The organism is Bacteroides sp. (genome assembly GCF_030151085.1).
Lineage (GTDB): Bacteria > Bacteroidota > Bacteroidia > Bacteroidales > Bacteroidaceae > Bacteroides.
Genome location: NZ_JASLER010000038.1, coordinates 30,455 through 50,226 on the forward strand (window position 1 = coordinate 30,455; position 19,772 = coordinate 50,226).

At 41.3% G+C, this 19,772-nt stretch carries 12 protein-coding genes; 9 read left to right on the forward strand and 3 right to left on the reverse strand.

Annotated elements, in window-relative coordinates:
- Nucleotides 1-69 precede the first annotated feature (69 nt).
- From Q1W14_RS07075 to Q1W14_RS07085, 3 genes are all read right to left on the reverse strand, one after another.
- On the reverse strand, nt 70-2,877 hold the full coding sequence (locus Q1W14_RS07075) for a two-component regulator propeller domain-containing protein (protein WP_300700216.1): 2,808 nt from the start codon (nt 2,875-2,877) through the stop codon (nt 70-72).
- A 97-nt stretch (nt 2,878-2,974) separates the two neighbouring features.
- Complete coding sequence (locus Q1W14_RS07080) at nt 2,975-5,710, reverse strand: heparinase II/III family protein (RefSeq protein WP_300700218.1); 2,736 nt, start codon at nt 5,708-5,710, stop codon at nt 2,975-2,977.
- A 114-nt stretch (nt 5,711-5,824) separates the two neighbouring features.
- Nucleotides 5,825-7,684 carry an SLC13 family permease gene (locus Q1W14_RS07085; protein ID WP_300700220.1) on the reverse strand — a complete coding sequence of 620 codons (1,860 nt, stop codon included), beginning with the start codon at nt 7,682-7,684 and terminating at the stop codon, nt 5,825-5,827.
- 213 nt (nt 7,685-7,897) lie between these two features.
- Between Q1W14_RS07085 and Q1W14_RS07090 the strand changes: the two genes are divergently transcribed.
- The 9 genes from Q1W14_RS07090 to Q1W14_RS07130 all read left to right on the forward strand — a co-directional run bounded on the left by Q1W14_RS07090 (nt 7,898) and on the right by Q1W14_RS07130 (nt 19,692).
- Entirely contained in the window at nt 7,898-8,794 is an 897-nt protein-coding gene (locus Q1W14_RS07090) for an AraC family transcriptional regulator (protein WP_300700222.1), read from the forward strand.
- A gap of 311 nt (nt 8,795-9,105) precedes the next feature.
- Nucleotides 9,106-10,659, forward strand: a complete 1,554-nt coding sequence (locus tag Q1W14_RS07095; protein ID WP_300700224.1) for an ATP-binding protein — start codon at nt 9,106-9,108, stop codon at nt 10,657-10,659.
- A gap of 457 nt (nt 10,660-11,116) precedes the next feature.
- On the forward strand, nt 11,117-12,037 hold the full coding sequence (gene miaA, locus Q1W14_RS07100; protein WP_300700225.1) for a tRNA (adenosine(37)-N6)-dimethylallyltransferase MiaA: 921 nt from the start codon (nt 11,117-11,119) through the stop codon (nt 12,035-12,037).
- Between the two features lie 130 nt (nt 12,038-12,167).
- On the forward strand, nt 12,168-13,094 hold the full coding sequence (locus Q1W14_RS07105; RefSeq protein ID WP_300700227.1) for a diacylglycerol kinase family protein: 927 nt from the start codon (nt 12,168-12,170) through the stop codon (nt 13,092-13,094).
- Between the two features lie 25 nt (nt 13,095-13,119).
- Nucleotides 13,120-13,923 (forward strand): 3-deoxy-8-phosphooctulonate synthase, encoded by an 804-nt coding sequence (kdsA, locus tag Q1W14_RS07110; protein WP_300700229.1) that lies wholly within the window; start codon nt 13,120-13,122, stop codon nt 13,921-13,923.
- 74 nt (nt 13,924-13,997) lie between these two features.
- Complete coding sequence (locus Q1W14_RS07115; RefSeq protein ID WP_300700231.1) at nt 13,998-16,820, forward strand: pitrilysin family protein; 2,823 nt, start codon at nt 13,998-14,000, stop codon at nt 16,818-16,820.
- Nucleotides 16,821-16,903: 83 nt separating this feature from the next.
- A complete protein-coding gene (locus tag Q1W14_RS07120) occupies nt 16,904-18,391 on the forward strand; it encodes a DUF5687 family protein (RefSeq protein ID WP_300700233.1) in 1,488 nt (495 codons plus the stop codon).
- Between the two features lie 24 nt (nt 18,392-18,415).
- On the forward strand, nt 18,416-19,180 hold the full coding sequence (locus Q1W14_RS07125) for an ABC transporter ATP-binding protein (protein ID WP_300700235.1): 765 nt from the start codon (nt 18,416-18,418) through the stop codon (nt 19,178-19,180).
- Nucleotides 19,177-19,692 carry an NlpC/P60 family protein gene (locus Q1W14_RS07130; RefSeq protein ID WP_300700236.1) on the forward strand — a complete coding sequence of 172 codons (516 nt, stop codon included), beginning with the start codon at nt 19,177-19,179 and terminating at the stop codon, nt 19,690-19,692. The genes Q1W14_RS07125 and Q1W14_RS07130 overlap by 4 nt, the downstream gene beginning before the upstream one ends.
- Nucleotides 19,693-19,772: the final 80 nt, after the last annotated feature.

Here is a 19,772-nt window from a genome sequence, read left to right on the forward strand (position 1 = left end):
CGCTATATATTAGCGCTTTAATAATTTAAGACTCATAGTATCAATTAATAATTTGAGACTCTAAAGAAGTTATTCGTTACTTTTCCCAATGTTGCGAACATATTCATTAGGAGTTATTCCGGTAGCTTTCTTAAAAGAACGGAAGAAAGAAGCTCGGGAGCTGAAACCACATAATTCGGCAAGAGCACTTAAAGTGTATTTGGCATATTCATCTTTCTCGACTAGGCGTTTGAACTCTGCAATACGGTAGTCGTTAATATAATCATAATAACTGCGGTTAAGGTATTGATTGAATAGATAAGACAACGTATGAGCTGTTGTATGTAGCATCCCAGCCAAATCAGCAACCTTCAAATCCTGATTAGTATAGGATTTCTTTTCATTCATAAGAATTTCCAGTTGTTCTACCAGATGCTTGCATTCCTCAGTGCTGACTTTAATCGTTTTATATTTCTCTTCAGTAGCCGGTCGTTCGCCAACAGGATTTTCAGTTTCAGGCATTTCTACCGATACCTCAGCAACTGGAATCTTACTTGTGCTGCTATTTGAACTCTTTCTGCGTTGCATGAAATACCAACCCAAACCACCCAATAACAGAATAAAAGCAATTCCCACACCAGACCATGCCTCAAAAAACGAAGCTATCCTGACAATAAGCCGGAATTCAGACTCCGGTTGCCCCATCAGTCGCACTCTGAAAGTATAGATGCCGGAAGAAAGATTGTAATAGGTTACATCCGATGTTCCGGTCATAGCTATCCAGTTATCATCTTCACCATCCAACTGATATTCGTATGACATATAACTGGGAGAAGTATAAGAAAAATCAGAGAAGCAGAAAGTGATGTTCTTTTGTGATGCCTCCAGAGAAATCTCCGATTCATTATCGGACAGTTTGGTTATCGAATAAACAGAAGGCTTTCCATTGACATAGACATCGGTTATCTTTACAGGATAAAAACATTTATTCTCCCGTTCCATCCGAGTGACATCAAGATACAGTAGTCCACGCGTATTACCAAACCATATTCCACCTGCTTCGTCATACACCGGAGGACAAAGTGTAAAGGTAGAGCTAGGAATACCATCTACAAAGTTATAAGGTACGAAATTATCTTTCTTATCATAGCGGAATAGTCCGTTGCTGGTTCCCATCCACAGCCAATTTTCTTTATCTTCAATAATGAATAGTCCATCTCTACCTTCCAAAGGAGTGCCCGGCTGCAAATAATGGAAACTATTCAAAGATAAGTCTGATATAAAAAGAGCTCCTTTATCGGGGAAGAAGTAAAGAGTATGCTTAGAGTCTTCATAGATCACACGAATCTTCTCTTTTTGAATAAAACCATCGGGAAAAATGTCTGTACGCAGTTTGGAAGAAGAAGGGTCCCAAATACACATACCATTTTCAGTACACACCCATCCTTTGCCGGTAGAGTCGAAATGGATTTCATATACATTACCTTCGGGTAACTTAGAATTACCACTGTTGTAATATGCCACTTGCTTGCCGTCTTTATAACAATACACCCCTGCTGAAGTACCGATCCACAATTGTCTGTTAGTATCTTCCGTAATGCAAAAGATATGTCCTTTCTGGAAAGGAAGCGGTTCATCAGGAGCAAAGTCACGCAAAGCAAGAGTTACGGGATTCAGAACATACATGCCTCCCCCATAGGTGCCTATATAGTATTCACCCTGATAGAATCGAGTACAAAAAACCATGCTTGAACGCATCTGAGGAGTTTTAAAACTCTTGAAACGTCGTTTTTGTTCGTCAATATAGAACAGTCCATCACGTGAGCCGATCAGCTTTTCGTGTTCACGAATAGCAATGGAACGAATAGGGACATCTTTTGAATCAAAGAAAGGAGGAAAGGCATAAGTTGAAAATAAATCATTCTGATAGAGAGTGTAGTCAAGACCATACTGATAAAAGCCTACCCATATAATGCCTTCACGATCTACTAGAAGGGAGTAAATAGAGTTCGAACGCAGTCCCTCGTCATTACCGGTTTCGTGACGGAAAGAGCGGATAATCTCCTTCCGGTCAGTTGAAATGAAGTGAACACCATTTCCATCGGTACCGACATAAAGTGTATTCTTTCCGTCACCGGACAAAGAAGAAATAACGTTGCAACCTACATTGACAAAATGACTGAATTGGGAGGTACGAGTATCGAAAGATATAATACCCTGATCCATAGTACCTAGATAGAGCATAGTACCAAGCCTGGTAATATGGTTGAAGGCGCAAATGTTCTTGTCTCCTTTTATATTATGATATGCCGCTATTTTACGGTCGGATATAGACAGTGAATAAAGTCCGTTTCCGGTTGTCATCCACAGCAGGTTACCTTCTCCCTTACATACCCCTGTTACAGTATTCGCAGCAGAAAATGCATTCTTATCCAGAAGCACTTGCTCCAACTTGCCTGCCTGATAGATGAAAAGTCCTTTTTCCGTACCAATATATAATGTATTATTATCTTCTAAAAGAGAATATACCTGGCAGTCGAGCTTTTCAGGAACAATGCGTACTAATGTATCTTGTCTTTTGTCCAAACGCCAAAGTCCCATACCGTTTCCCATCCATATCTGCCCATCGGACATGCCGGTTATGGCGTTGATGCGTTTCAACTTTTCGTTAGTACCGGATATCTGATAGTGCTTGATATGTACACCGTCAAAACGTTCAAGCGAACTTCCCGTACCGAGCCATACATATCCATCTGTATCTTTATAAATCACATTGACCAACAAATCAGAAAGCCCATCCGCCACAGACAATCCCCGAAAGGCATACGAATCGGAGTAAACTGATAATGTGGATAGTAACAAAAAAAGAATAAGTATGTATCTTTGTATGTTTTTCATTAAATCTATGTCTCCTCTAAACAAGCGCAACAAATATAATGAAAAATACTTGGGTAGTCTTACTCTAAAAGAAAAAAAGCAAAAATACATTAATCTATTAAAGCGATAATTTGCCTTTTTCTGCTTTAGTGACTTTATATTCTTTACCATCCATAAGGATTGAACAAGCGCCCGAAGATGTATACTGCCAATAATCTGCCTTCCGCTCCAAAAGAACATTAACCGGAGTGTCCGAATAAATACTAACTACAGGAGTTTGCAAGAGTATACCATTTCCCAGGAACAATGTGTTTTGAGATTGTTCTCCTTCTCCCCAAAGTGCATAAGTTGCTGTCATCTTCATCTGCCCCATTATACAAACATGAGCAGGATTATCGGATGATATAATATGATCAGTGCGACCATTTTTTTGCCTAACCAATATACCGACATGACTACCCGATTCCAGACACTGCACTTCAGGATAAGTAACAGAAGCGATACATCCCGGTTCTTTTACTGATGAAGGTTCATAAACAGCTACGAATGGACGGTTCCACGCTTCTCCTGATTGTCTTGCCACAAAGGTAAGTGTAGGTTGTTGTTTGATATCATAAGGCATGCCCGGCGTACGCGAATAACCTTCCGTCATAGGAGACAAAGCTGTGAATACTTTCCTTTCTGGTTCGCCTTTCATCCAAAGATTCATAGAGATATCATCACCGTCTTTCATTGCCATGTTGAAAGTTGCTTTTACATCTTTATCGGTTTCAGATACTTTCTTGTCATATATATAAGAATAGGCATACAGATGGGCACCTGCAAAAGAAAGCTCCTCGGTAGGCTTTAAATTCAAGTCAGAATTATCGTTACCTTTCAATGTGAGTGTCTGCCCCAAATTATGATAGAAATAATCGTGCATCTTATCACCTCCCCCGACTTTACGACTGCGGAAGATATCAACGTAATAACCTGTTTCGGGTGTGGTGGTAACAATGCCCATTAGTCTGGTTTGGTCCGCACAACTTTCCGGCTCACGGAAATAAACTTCGCTATAAGTAACAGGAAAGAACTCCCCTTTTTGAGCCAACGGAGCGGGAAAACAAGACTGCAAACGGAAAGCATGGTTACTTTTCATTATCGGATAACTGGAAATCCCGTCGACACATACTGTATTATGACTAGGGAACTGCGAATAGTATTCTGCATAATCGAGACCACTATACAAATACAGCCCGATACCGGCATCGGGACCAAGTACATAACCCTTGCCATAAAGTTCCATAGAAATACCATTGGCATGCATGTGATTTCCTTCACTACCGTTCATTGATATCATCAAACTATGACGGGGATGCATACCGTTACGCTGTATCAACCAAGAAACATTGGGAGCATAAAACAGAGGAGAAACATAGTCCTCGATCTTTCCGGCTTGTATCTTAGGATTCAGAATCAACGGCTTATCATCAAAAAAAGAGTTGATTGAAACACGGGCAGGCTTCTCTCCCACTTTTCCGACTTCCGGGTCAATACATTTCAACAGAGCAGTGAAATAATCTTCCTGCTCTTTCTTGCCGTTGACTTGGCCATTCTCTATCATACGCACAATTGGATTCGTACTCAGATAACCAGGATGGGTATCACCGAAGCCGCAAATCATTCGATTCGGAAATAGATGTTGAGGAGTGGCGGCTACAGCCTTCGGAATGATGGGCAGTTCTTTCGTAAGGTCAAAACCAAGGTTATGATCGAAAAGATTGGTAAAGTTGGTATAGTCATTCAGCACTACACTACTATAGCCGGGACATTCGGCCCAGATACCAGTTTGGGAGTCATAGCCATAATCCGCCAGTTTCTTCAGACTCCATTGGCGGATACTGGAACGATTGAGCACATAATCTATATAATATTCACGACCTTTACCATCGGCATATAGTTTATTATCTTCCAGAATCATGCCGATATTCATAACGTAACGCGCCTGCATCAGGTTCCAATTATTATGAGGTACGCCATTCGCTATAATATTATCAGCCCATTTCTTGAAAGCACCGGCATAGATATCCATCTTATCGGAATAGTTACTATACAGATAGCCATACAGGAAATCGTAAAGAGGCACAATATCGGTCAAAATATCTTCGTGAATTACTTCAAAAGAGCTCATGCCCACCAATGTCTGCTGATGACCGTGATTCAAGTCTATGGGAACATTGCGGTAATATATGCCTTGCATGTACGTATCGAATACCCCAACCGCCAACTTTGCATATTTCTTCTCATCCGTCAACCAATATAGAAAAGCAGCATCACGGGCAATACCCATGATTTCGCGGTTCACATTCTCTATATTACGACCAGTCTTCGAAGGGTGTACACTCTCCATCGGATTACCCGGCAAAGAATTATTACAGAAAGTTACGTTACCATCCTGATCGTCATAAGGTACAACGTCTTCCAATTTCGGACGCCCGTGGGTGGCAAATGTACCACGTGTACCCGTATAACGTACGGTAGGTACAGGAGCTTTCTCTCCACCAGCATGATCAAAACTTTCACCTTTTATAAATACATCCGTAGCATGAGACTTCCAGTACATAGAAAGACGTGAAAGCAGCCAGTCTGGTTGCGTATCGGTCAAGCGAATATAAGTGTCGGTTCTCTCTTTCAGTTTCTCGAAAACATCCTTTGCCCAAGACTCATTCTTTATCAACTTCAATGTTTCTTTCTTTCCACCAGTATCAGTCAGATATCGCGGATGCTCCTGAGAAAGTTGCATAGTAAGTGTATTCACTTGAGCTTGTAGCAGTGAACAAATGAAGATTGCAATGAGTAAAAATATCTTTTTCATGGGTTAGTGTTTTCCTTTAAATACGTATCAGACATTCTTTACACTCAATCAATACCTTTACTTTTTCTCCTTTCTTCCATTTCTTTACGAAAAAGAAAAAACTATCAAGCCTGTTTAAAATGGAAATAATAGTGGCAATGCAAATATCATCACCACACCCATAATAATCTGTAAGGGAAGTCCCACCTTTATATAATCCATAAAAGTATATTGTCCTGCAGGCATCACCAACGCATTAGGGGGTGTAGAGAATGGAGAAGCAAAACACATACTTGCCGCAACTGTTACTGCAAACAAGAATGGAATCGGATTCACTCCTATCTGTATAGCACTCTGAAGGGCAATGGGAGCCATCAACACAGCTGTCACGGTATTGCTGATAAACATTGTCATCAAGGAAGTGGTAAAATAAATACCTGCCATCAGTACAATTGGACCATAACTGCCTAAACCACTTACCAGCGTATTTGAAATATAACCCGAAGCACCGGTTTTCTCGAGCGCCAACGACATGGGCAACATTCCGGCAAAAAGCACAATGGTTTCCCAATTTATGGTCTTATAGGCAGCTTCCACATTTCGGAAACACCCCGTCAGTACCATCAATAAACCGGCTATCATTACGGCAGTCACCGGGGCGACAGGAATAAAATCGAATACCATCATGACCACCATCAACAACATGATAGCCGCTGCTACCGGAGCTTTGTAATCCAACGTCACTTTGGCAGCTTCATTCAAAGGTTGCCCCAGTACTACCCAGTCTGTATCTTCTTTACTTAATCGTGCAATGTCCTGCCACGTTCCTTGCACCAGTAGAACATCACCACTATGCATGTTTTCGCGACCCAAATCGTGCAAGATATATTCTTTTTTGCGACGAATACCCAGTACATTTACATTAAACTTATCTCTAAACCCGGCTTCCTTCACCGTTTGGTTGATAATACCCGATGAAGGCATCAATACAATCTCAGCAATACCGATGTCATAGAAATCAAGAGACTTATCCACTTTTGCCGCTTCTTCCGTGGTGTGTCCATCCAGCATCTCTATAAGGAAATCTTGAGCAAAACGGTTTACATTAGCTACATCACCCGTAATATATAATACATCTCCCACCCAAACCGTGGTATCGGGCGATGCCAATTTCTGAGTAACCGTTTTCAGGAATTTATGCTGCGAAGCTTCACCACGACGTACTTCCAGAATGTTCAATCCATACTTACGGCGTACATCCAACTCTATCATCGTCTTCCCTATCAATAGGGAGTCATTGCCGGCACGTAAACGGAATAAATTACTGGACAATCCATATTCTTTCACCAGCTGATTCAATGACTTACCGGACAAATCACCGTCATCCTTCTTCCCCTTTTTAGAAAGGAACCACTTCGTCAAAGGCAGTAATACCAATGTGCCTACCACAACACAAATAATACCCACCGGCAAGAAGGAGAAGAAAGACAAAGGTTTGAATCCTGCTCCCGTCAATACATTCTGGATAACCAAGTTCGGCGGAGTACCGATGAGTGTCATCATGCCACCCATGCTACTGGCAAAGGCTAAAGGCATCAATAGTCTTCCTGCATTCATTCCGGCACTCACCGCCAAACTTACTACAATAGGAAGCATCAAAGCCACCGTTCCCGTGTTACTGACAAAAGCTCCAATAGCCGAAGTAACCAGCATGACGAGCAAGAATAATCTCAATTCACTTTTACCTGCCAATTTTAAAATACGGGAACTTATCATCTTTGCCAATCCTGTCTGGAAAATAGCACCTCCTACGACAAACAATCCCACCATCATTATAACTACCGAATTGGAGAAACCGGATAAAGCCTCTTCCGGAGTAAGTATCTGGAAAACTAATAAACCAATTAAAGCACACAAGGCTACAATGTCCGAACGGAACTTACCTGACACAAAAAATACAGCAGATAGAACAAGAATGATTAAAGTGATTAGCATAAATAAACAGATATATGTGTATGTTAAAAACAAAAATGTACGATTTATGGTTCAAAAATAGGAGTTTTTATCCATATTCACCCCACTTCAAACCGTTAACTTATACAAATTACCTGATCTCTTACCTTTATTACAGATTACCCTTCTCACATTCTCACTATCCGCAGAAAAAGCTTATCTTTGTATCAATCTCACAATAATATAGATAAGGATATGGAAGATATGCTGATATTTGACCATGTATGCCAATACAACGAGCATTTGGGACAAGAAACTTTACACCCGTTAGTCAACGTGATAGATATGTCTAAAAGCCAACCATTGTTGCACCGCCGTCAACGTTTCGGTTTCTATACCATCTTTCTGAAAGATGTGAAGTGTGGCGACATGCACTATGGACGTAACTTCTACGACTATCAGGAAGGTACCCTAGTCTTTCTTGCTCCCGGACAAGTGGCCGGCTTCACCAGCAACGGTGAACGATTCCAGCCCAAAGGTTATGCCCTGGTTTTTCACCCCGACTTGCTACGAGGTACCCCACTGGGACGTGCCATAAATGATTATACCTTCTTCTCCTACGAGTCCAATGAAGCATTGCATCTTTCCGAACAGGAACGCAGAACCATTCTGGAGTGTCTGCACAATATAGAAACAGAGTTGCAACACTCCATCGATAAGCACAGCAAGAACCTTATTGTGAGCAATATCGAGTTATTACTGAACTACTGTATGCGCTTCTACGACCGTCAGTTCATTACCCGCAGCAATGCGAACAAAGATATCCTTACTAAATTCGAGCATGTACTCAACAACTACTTCCAGTCTGATAAGCCGCAGGATATCGGTTTGCCTTCCGTACAATATTGTGCCGAGCAGTTACACCTTTCTTCCAATTACTTCGGAGATTTGATAAAGAAAGAGACAGGTAAATCGCCTCAAGAACATATTCAATTGAAACTGATAGATACAGCGAAAGAAAAGATATTCGACCCAAGCAAGTCTATTAGCGAAGTGGCTTATGAATTAGGGTTTAAATACCCGCAGCACTTCACACGGTTGTTCAAGAAAGTAACGGGACATTCGCCTAACGAATACAGGCAGGCAAACTGAGTAATGGCGCTTTAGGGCATAAAAAAAGGAGTACCGCTGTACTCCAACCTTTGTTAACCTTAAATCTAATACTATGAAAAACACATTGCAAAGATACGGACTTTTGACATACTTGCAAATTATCCAAAGAAAAAAGCATGTTCTATAACATCGTTTAAGAATTTAACATCCTGTTTTTACATCCTTTTTCATAGTCTATATCTTAAAGCAATAGTAGGCAATGTCCTATTATTTGGAATATCCTTCAATTATTTTGGGAATATGCGTAACAATTCATATATTCGCAATTCACAATTACGCATATAATAAAAATGGCAATCATTATTATTTTAATATTCATCATCTGTATCCTGCTACTCTGGGTATATAACCTACGTAAAGCTATTGATAAAGCAAATCATTCTAATCGTTTCTCATTTGAAATACTCGATAATCTCCCCTTTCCTGTCCTTGTAAAAGATATCCAGAACGACTTTCGATATTCCTACTGGAACAAAGAAGCCTCTACCCAGTCATTTATAAACAGTGAAGAAGCGTTGGGACGTTCCGATTTCGAAATATATGGTGAAGAACAAGGTAAAAAGTATCGCACTATCGACCTCGCATTAGTACAAGCAGGGGTTACCTATCATGGAGAAGAAAAATATATCACCCCAGACGGAGTATCTCACGACACGATTATTGCAAAATCAATCATCATGCAAAATGGAGAAAAAAAGTGGTTGCTTGCAATCCGTTGGGAGATAACTCAACTAAAGAACTACGAAAGAGAACTGATTACCGCCAAAGAGCAATTGGAACAAGCTATTAGAAAACAGAAATTAGCATTGAGAAGTATCAACTTTGGACTCATTTACATCGACAAGAACTATAAAGTGCAATGGGAAGAAACCACACATATTTGCAACTTGGTAAAAGGAAGACGATATATACCCGGAAAGATTTGTTTTCAGACAAGCGCCCTTCGCGATTGCCCTTGTGAGCCATGCGCTTTCAAGAAAGCCATTACATCGGGCAAAATCATACGTCATCATATCCGTATAGACGATGTGGACTTTGAGGTAACGGCAACCCCTGTCTTCGATGATAAAAACGAAACAGAAATCATCGGAGGATTACTTCGTTTTGAAGACATCACCGAAAAAATGAAGATAGACCGAATGTTGCAGGAAGCAAAAGAAAAAGCAGAAGAATCCAACCGCCTCAAATCAGCGTTCCTAGCCAACATGAGCCACGAAATACGAACTCCGCTCAATGCCATTGTAGGGTTCTCTGATATGTTGTGTCAGACTGAAGTTAGCCAAGAAGAAAAGGCGGATTTTTCGGCAATTATATCCAGCAACAATGAGTTGCTATTACAACTGATAAATGACATTCTTGACCTTTCGAAAATAGAAGCCGGCACAATCGACTTCAGCCCTACATCGGTAGACGTCAACGAACTCATGAATCGAATCTGCCGCCAGATGCAAGCAAAAAACACATCACCTGATGTACAGGTCATTTTTGCGGAAAAAGCAGATCATTGCATTATCAACACTGACCAAAAGCGTCTATCCCAGGTCATTATCAACTTGGCAACCAATGCACTGAAATTCACTCCGAAAGGTTCCATCCAATTAGGATACCGGATAAATGAAGAAGCACATGAAATCTACTTCTACGTGAAAGATACGGGTATCGGAATCCCAGCCGATCAAAAAGACAAAGTATTTGAACGCTTCGTCAAATTGAACTCTTTTGCCAAAGGAACAGGACTTGGACTTGCCATTTGCCGCGTCATCATAGAACGATTGAACGGGGTTATCGGAGTAGATTCGAAAGAGGGAGAAGGTTCTTGTTTCTGGTTCAAAATCCCGTTCTAAATTACAGTTGATAATTCTTCTTCCTATGGAACTACATGGATATGCCATATTTTCGATCTGTTAGGCATTAATATAAAAATCACTTACGGTTAAGAGAGAAGTTGCTTTATATAGATATAAAAGTTGCTTTGAGTATAAGACAAACTTTAATCAAAGGTTCCGGTTATATAATCAGAGCCTTCGGTTATATAATCAAAAGCTTTGGTTTTATAATCAAAAGCTTTGATTATAGATTTCTCTATAACAAAGAGGACTTTTATCTCTATGCAAAGCCAGTTTTTAATAAGGATAAAGGAAGTTTCTTATTAATATCCATAGCGACCTTCTTATATCTTCTTCTTTTCAAGAACTAATAGTTAGACTATTTTCACATCATCGGACACAAAACGCATTACAATTATGGGGTGGAATTAGTTAGATTTGTTACCTTTGTAGTCAGATTAATAAATGCTTGTATATGCCTGACTATGATTTAATCGCCATATTAGGACCCACCGCATCCGGGAAGACTCCATTTGCTACCGCACTGGCAGCAGAACTCCATACAGAAATCATCAGCGCCGACTCACGACAAATTTACCGGGGGATGGACCTTGGTACGGGTAAGGATCTAGCTGACTATACCGTCAATGGCAAACAGATTCCTTATCATCTCATCGACATTGCCGAACCCGGTTATAAATACAATGTTTTCGAGTATCAGCGTGATTTTCTTGATGCTTACGAGACTATTAAACAAAAAGGCTGTCTACCCGTTGTATGTGGTGGCACCGGAATGTATCTTGAATCCGTACTGAAAGGCTACAAGTTATTACCTGTACCCGAAAATCCGGAATTGCGTACTCACCTAGCAGATAAGTCATTGGAAGAGCTAACGGAAATCCTGGCTACTTACAAAAGTCTGCATAATTCGACGGACGTAGATACTGCCAAGCGTGCCATTCGAGCCATTGAAATAGAAGAGTATTATGCTCATACTCCAGTGGACGAACGTGCGTTTCCCCAGTTGAACAGCCTCATCATAGGCGTAGACATCGCCCGGGAATTGCGTCGGCAGAAGATAACCCGCCGACTTCACCAACGCCTGGACGAAGGAATGGTGGATGAAGTGCGACATCTGATAGAGCAAGGTATCTCACCGGATGACCTGATTTATTACGGACTGGAATATAAATACCTGACGCTTTACGTCATCGGTAAACTGACATACAACGAAATGTTCCATGAACTGGAAATTGCCATCCACCAGTTTGCCAAACGGCAAATGACTTGGTTCCGCGGAATGGAACGACGCGGATTTACAATTCATTGGATGGATGCCTGCTGGCCGATGCAAGAAAAGATTGACTTTGTAAAGTCAAAACTCAAAGAGAATTAGTATCTTTGAATAAGATAGGCTGCATCTTAACAAAACTTTTTCAAGCGAGCTTGAACGTTTTGTCTTCAATTTGCACTATCTTTGGAGCCGAGCTAAATGAAAATGAAAGACTTACTGAAAGGAGCTAGATATGAGTGTAGAACCCGAAAAGTGGGGGGTGATATACAACCCCAAAGCCGGAACGCGGAAAGTGCAGAAACGGTGGAAAGAAATCAAAGAATATATGGACAGCAAAGGTGTGTCTTACGACTACGTGCAGTCCGAAGGGTTTGGCTCGGTAGAACGCCTGGCAGGAATTCTTGCTAACAACGGTTATCGCACGATTGTAGTCGTAGGTGGCGACGGTGCCCTCAATGATGCCATCAATGGTATTATGCACTCCAATGCAGCAGATAAAGAGAATATCGCCATCGGCATAATCCCTAACGGTATCGGCAACGACTTTGCCAAATATTGGGAGATGAGTTCAGAATATAAGGAAGCAGTAGATTGTATCATCAATAACCGCCGCCGCCGGATAGACGTAGGTACCTGTTATTACTATGATGGCGAAAAACATTTGACGCGCTATTTCCTTAATGCTATCAACATTGGACTAGGTGCCCGTATCGTAAAGATTACCGACCAGACCAAACGTTTTTGGGGAGTAAAATTCCTCTCCTACCTCATGGCATTTATCTCCATGATTTTTGAGCGTAAACTTTATCGTATGCATCTTAAAATAAATGGTGAGCACATACGCGGACGTATCATGACTGTCTGCATCGGTAGTGCCTGGGGATACGGACAAGCTCCTAGTGCAGTGCCTTATAACGGCTGGCTGGACGTTTCCGTGATTTACCGTCCGGAACTGTTACAACTCTTCTCTGGTATGTGGATGCTCATTCAAGGAAGAATCCTGAACCACAAAGTAGTAATGCCCTATCGCACTCAAAAAGTAAAAGTGCTACGTGCACAAAATGCTTCCGTCGATTTGGACGGACGTATTCTTGACCGCCATTTTCCATTGGACATTGGGGTGATGCACGAAGCAATTACACTAATTATACCAAACTAATGATTAATCATTAAACATTAACCACATGATTGAACTGAAACATAACCCTGCAGGAAACTTTTTTTTGCTGGCAGGACCTTGCGTCATTGAAGGCGAAGACATGGCAATGCGTATTGCCGAACGTATTGTAACGATCACAGAGAAACTGCAAATACCTTTCGTATTCAAAGGTTCTTACCGTAAAGCCAATCGCTCGCGTTTGGATTCATTTATGGGTATCGGTGATGAAACTGCCCTGAAAGTATTGAAGAAAGTACACGATACTTTTGGAGTACCTACTGTTACAGATATACATGCCGCCGAAGAAGCAATAATGGCCGCTGAATATGTAGACGTATTGCAAATACCGGCTTTCCTTTGCCGGCAGACAGACTTACTGGTCGCAGCTGCTGAAACAGGTAAAATAATAAATATCAAGAAAGGACAGTTCCTATCTCCATTCGCCATGCGCTTTGCCGCAGAGAAAATTGTAGAAGCAGGAAACAATAATGTTATGATTACAGAACGTGGTACCACCTTTGGTTATCAAGACCTGGTGGTTGATTATCGCGGAATTCCTGAAATGCAGACTTTCGGCTTCCCCGTTATTTTGGACGTAACCCATTCGCTGCAACAGCCTAACCAAACCAGTGGCGTTACAGGTGGTATGCCACAATTGATTGAAACCGTCGCCAAAGCCGGTGTAGCAGTAGGTGTGGACGGATTGTTTATTGAAACCCATGAGAATCCTGCCGTAGCCAAAAGCGATGGCGCCAATATGTTAAAACTCGATCTTTTAGAAGGTTTGCTAACAAAATTAGTACGTATACGCGAAGCAATAAAAGAATAATTTTGTTATCAGACTGTGATTTATAATCCTATGCTCCGACAGATAGGACAAGAATAACTTAAAATCAGAGAATTATGAAACATCTTTTTCGTGGTTTTTGGATTGTAGCAATCCTATTATGCTGCAGTTTCCAACAGGTACTTGCGCAGATGCAAATGCCCCCTATCCCAGTTGACAAGAATGTCCGCATTGGTAAGCTGGACAACGGACTGACTTATTATATCCGCAAAAACAGCCTGCCAGCCAATCGTGCAGACTTTTACATTGCCCAAAAAGTAGGATCGATACAAGAAGAAGCCGATCAACGCGGTTTAGCACACTTCCTGGAACACATGTGCTTTAACGGAACGACCCATTTCCCCGGTGATGCTTTAAAACAATACTTGGAACGTATTGGCGTAAAGTTCGGTGAAAATCTGAATGCTTATACTTCGGTAGACGAAACCGTTTACAATATTTCCAATGTGCCTGTCACTACTCCGGGAGCCATCGATTCTTGTTTGCTGATTCTGCACGACTGGAGTAATGACCTTACCCTCGATCCGGTAGAGATAGATAAAGAACGTGGCGTTATCAACGAAGAGTGGCGTTCACGCATGAGTGCCATGATGCGTTTTCAAGAAAAGATGTTGCCAGTGATGTTTGAAGGTACCAAATATGCGAACTGCTTCCCTATCGGAACTATGGACGTAGTAATGAACTTCAAGCCTCAAACCTTAAGAGATTATTACGAAAAATGGTATCGTCCCGATCTGCAAGGTATCGTGGTGGTTGGTGATATCGATGTAGATGCCATCGAAGCTCAGATAAAGAAAATATTCTCAGACATCCCGGCACAACCTAATGCTGCCAAACGTGAATATTTTCCTGTAAACGATAATAAGGAACCCATCATATTGATTGCTCAGGATAAAGAACAACCCAACATTCAAGCCATCATTTTCAACAAGCATGATGCTACTCCGGACGATCAAAAAGGAACCATGGACTATTTGATTCAAAACTATGCAACCACCCTTATCAGCAACATGCTGAATGCCCGCTTGAACGAATTGATGCAAGTAGCCAATCCTCCTTATATATATGCAGGAACTTACGATGATGATTTCTTTGTTGCAAAAACCAAAGATGCCTTCACTGGAATGGTTGTTTGCAAAGAAGATGCAGTAGAAAATGGAATCACCACTTTGCTTCGCGAAATAGAACGTGCACGTCAATTTGGTTTTACTGAAACCGAATACAACCGTGCCCGTGCTGAATATCTGCGTCAGTTGGAATCTGCTTTTAATGAACGTGACAAGCGCAAAAACGAAGAATATGTGAATGAATATGTTCGTCATTTTCTTGATAATGAACCCATCCCGGGTATTGAAAGCGAGTATGCCATCATCAATCAGATAGCTCCGAATATTCCGGTTGCCGCACTGAACCAAATGATGCCCGCCCTCGTAACGGACAACAATCAGGTAGTAGCCATATTGGGCCCGGAAAAAGAAGGCTTGAAACTGCCTACGGAAGACGCTATCAAGAAGATACTTGCAGATGTAAAAGCTGAAAAGCTGACTGCATACGTAGATAAAGTATCAGATGAGCCTTTAATGGCAGAAGCTCCTAAAGGCGGCAAAATTGTATCAGAAAAGACTGATGACATATTCGGCACCACTATGCTGACATTATCAAACGGAGTGAAAGTGATCATCAAGAAGACCGACTTTAAGGCAGACGAAATTCGCATGAAGGGTGTCAGCCTGGGTGGTAGTTCATTGTTCCCCGATTCGGAAATTATCAATATCAACGGACTGGACGCTGTGAGCGTAGGTGGTCTGGGTAACTTTAGCGCTGTAGACCTTGAAAAAGTTCTGGCAGGAAAGAAGGCTTCCGTGAGCTATGGTATCGGTGACAAGACCGAGACAGTAACCGGCAGTTGCTCACCGAAAGATTTCGAGACAATGATGCAGTTAACTTATCTGACATTTACTGCTCCACGCCGTGACGACGATGCTTTTGCTTCCTACAAGAACCGTAGCAAAGCTTCTTTGCAAAATGCGGAAATGAATCCGAGAGTAGCTTTCAGTGACTCAATTCAATCCGGAATCTACATGAACCATCCGCGAAGAATGAGAATGAAAGCCGACATGATCGATCAGATGAATTACGACAAGATATTGTCCATGTATCAGGATCGTTACAAAGATGCCAGCGACTTTACCTTTATCTTTGTAGGTAATGTAAATGTAGAAGAGATGAAACCGGTTATCGCCGAATATTTGGGTGCACTACCTTCAATCAACCGTAGGGAAGCATTTAAAGATAATAAGGTGAACTTACGCCAAGGAGCTTTCAAGAACGACTTTATTCGTAAGCAAGAAACACCGAAAGCCTCCAATTTCGTATTAATCAGTGGCGCATGCAAATACGACCTGAGAAATGATATCCTGTTGAATATGACCAGCCAGATTCTCGACTTGGTTTATACCAATAAAGTGCGTGAGGACGAAGGTGGTACTTATGGAGTATATACCTTTGGTCAATTAAGCAAGTATCCGAAAGAACAAGCTATGCTACAGATTATTTTCGAGACATCTCCGGCCAAACGAGAAAAACTGATGCAGATTATTTTTGCCGAATTGAATAATGTAGCCCAAACCGGTTCTACGGAAAGCGACTTGAACAAGGTAAAAGAATTCATGCTGAAAAAACATGCTGAAGACTTGAAAGAGAACGACTATTGGATGAATAGCATAGATGAATATTTGTTCACCGGTATGAACCCGATAAAAGACTATACAGAAATCATCAATAGCATCACCGTGAAAGACATTCAGAAGTTCATCGATGATCTGCTGAAGCAAAAGAATGAAATTGAGGTTTCAATGGTCAGTCCTGACAAAGAATAAGAGAATACAAATACAGAAGGCTGCGTTGTTCTTAAATAAAGCAGCGCAGCCTTTTTTACATTATCCAAATTCATCTACACACAATGAGCCTTTTTTTAGAACTGCGAAAGCACGGTAAACTGGCCGCTAAACGAAACCCGATGTACGAAAAGAACAAGTTCGGCAAGTTCTGGATGTACTTCATGGCAATCTTCTGGGCAGGTTATCTTATATTTTTTGGTAGTACGTTTGCTTTCGCTTTCGATGGCGGAGCTACAGAAGCCTATCATGTACTGAACAGCGGATTAATATTCGTCATGGCTTTGGACTTCCTCATGCGTTTTCCTTTCCAGAAAACACCTACACAAGAGGTTAAGCCTTATCTGCTGTTACCTATCAAACGGAACCGTCTGATCGACTTTCTTTTGATACGGTCGGGGCTGAACGGATTCAATCTTATATGGTTATTCTTCTTTGTCCCTTTCTCCATCCTGACTATCACCAAATTCTATGGCGTTACGGGAGTTATTGCCTATTGTATCGGTATTTGGTTACTGATGATATTCAATAACTACTGGTTCCTGCTTTGCCGCACGCTTATGAACGAGCGTATTTGGTGGGTGGCATTACCCGTGGTAGTGTATGGAGGTATTGCCGCAGCTTTGTTTATCCCTGATAAAAGTCCATTATTCGATTATTCTATAGAGTTAGGCGAAGGATTCATTCATTGTAATCTGTTGGTATACCTCGGCGTACTTATCGCCATTGTCGTAATGTGGTTTATTAACCGCTACGTGATGATTGGATTGATTTACGATGAAATCAACAAGGTAGAAGATACCAAAGTGAAGCATGTGTCCGAATATAAATTCCTGGATCGTTACGGTGAAATAGGAGAATACATGCGTTTGGAACTAAAACTCTTGTTACGTAACAAAGTATGTAAAACGTCATTGCGAATGGTGGTCATCCTTGTAATATTTATCAGTTGTATTCTCAGCTTCACCGAAGCATACGACGGAACGGGAATGAAGAACTTTTTTATGGTCTATAACTTTGTAATCTTCGGTCTATTGTTTCTAACCAGTCTGATGAGTTATGAAGGTAATTATATTGACGGGCTGATGAGCCGTAAAGAATCTATTTATACCCTGCTCCGTGCTAAATATACGCTGTATAGCATTGCTATCATCATTCCTTTTCTATTGATGATACCTGCAATGGTTACCGGAAAATTATTGGTATTAAGTTGCATAGCTTGGGCTTTGTTTGCTGTAGGTTGCGTTTACTTCTGCCTGTTCCAGTTAGCTGTATACAATAACCGAACAGTCGACCTAAATTCCAAAGTGACCAATCGTCAGAACATGGGAACCGGTTTGCAGAACCTCATCTCCGGTGCTGCCCTCGGTATTCCTTTGCTATTGAATGTAGTACTTACAAAGCTATGGGGAGATACTGTTACCGCTTGGATACTGATTTTTATCGGTCTAGGTTTCATACTCACCTCCCGCTTCTGGCTGAAGAACGTTTATCATCGCTTCATGAAGCGCCGATACAAGAATATGGAAGGCTTTAGAGATAGCAGACAATAACTAATCACTAATCATACGAATCTTATGATCTCAATAAATAACTTACAAAAGAACTTCGGCGAAAAGAAAGCCGTAGATATTGATAAATATATTATTAACCAAGGTGATATGCTAGGGCTGGTTGGTAACAATGGAGCCGGTAAGACAACTCTTTTCCGGTTGATACTGGATTTGTTGCAGGCAGATGAGGGTAATGTCACTATTAACGACATCGACACCAGCAAGAGCGAAGATTGGAAAAACGTCACAGGAGCTTTCATTGATGACGGTTTTCTGATCGACTACCTCACTCCGGAGGAATACTTCTACTTTATCGGCAAGATGTATGGTTTGAAGAAAGAGGAAGTTGACGAACGTCTTATTCCCTTCGAACGCTTTATGAACGGTGAAGTAATAGGGCAGAAGAAATTCATCCGCAACTTCTCCGCCGGTAATAAACAGAAGATTGGCATTATCTCCGCCATGCTTCATCATCCGCAATTGCTGATATTGGATGAGCCATTCAACTTCCTCGACCCAAGCTCACAATCGGTCATCAAGCATTTATTGAGGAAGTACAACGAAGAACATGGGGCGACTGTCATCATTTCCAGCCACAACCTGAATCATACGGTAGATGTTTGCCCACGTATTGCACTGTTAGAGTACGGCGTCATCATTCGTGATATTAAAAACGAAAACAATTCTGCTGAAAAAGAACTGGAAGATTACTTTAATATCAGTGTTGAGGAAGAGATTATAGAAGAAGAAGTAGTAGAACAGGAAGAAGCCCAGGAACAGAAAGAATGAAAAAACCGATTTCTTATACAGTATTTCTTGTCAGTCTGCTATTTATTCTTAGTTCCTGCCATACTTCTGCGCCACGACTTGATTACAAAGCATTGGCACAAGCTTCCATTCGTTTGGGAGTGGACATCGGTATAGAAGACAATCACCAGTTGTACATTAACTCCTCCGAATGGATAGGTACCCCTTACCGTGGAGGAGGAGATAGCAAACGAGGAACAGACTGCTCCGGATTAGTCTCACAACTCTATAAGAAAGTTTACCGCACTCGTCTGGCCAGAAGTACAGACGAACAGCTAAAAGAGAGCAACAAAATCTCCCGCCGCAATTTGCGTGAGGGAGATTTGGTGTTCTTTACCAGCCCGTCATCACGAAAAAAGGTGGCGCATGTAGGCATCTATCTTAAGAATGGAAAGTTCATACATGCCAGTACCAGTCAAGGGGTTATCGTAAGTAACCTCAATGAAAAATACTATACGCAACACTGGCTTCGCGGAGGAAGAATATCTCATTAATCCCTGCAAATAAATTACTCTTCTTGTGATTTATCTTCTTTACTTCCGACTGATAGTCCAAATAAATTAATAAGAAGAAT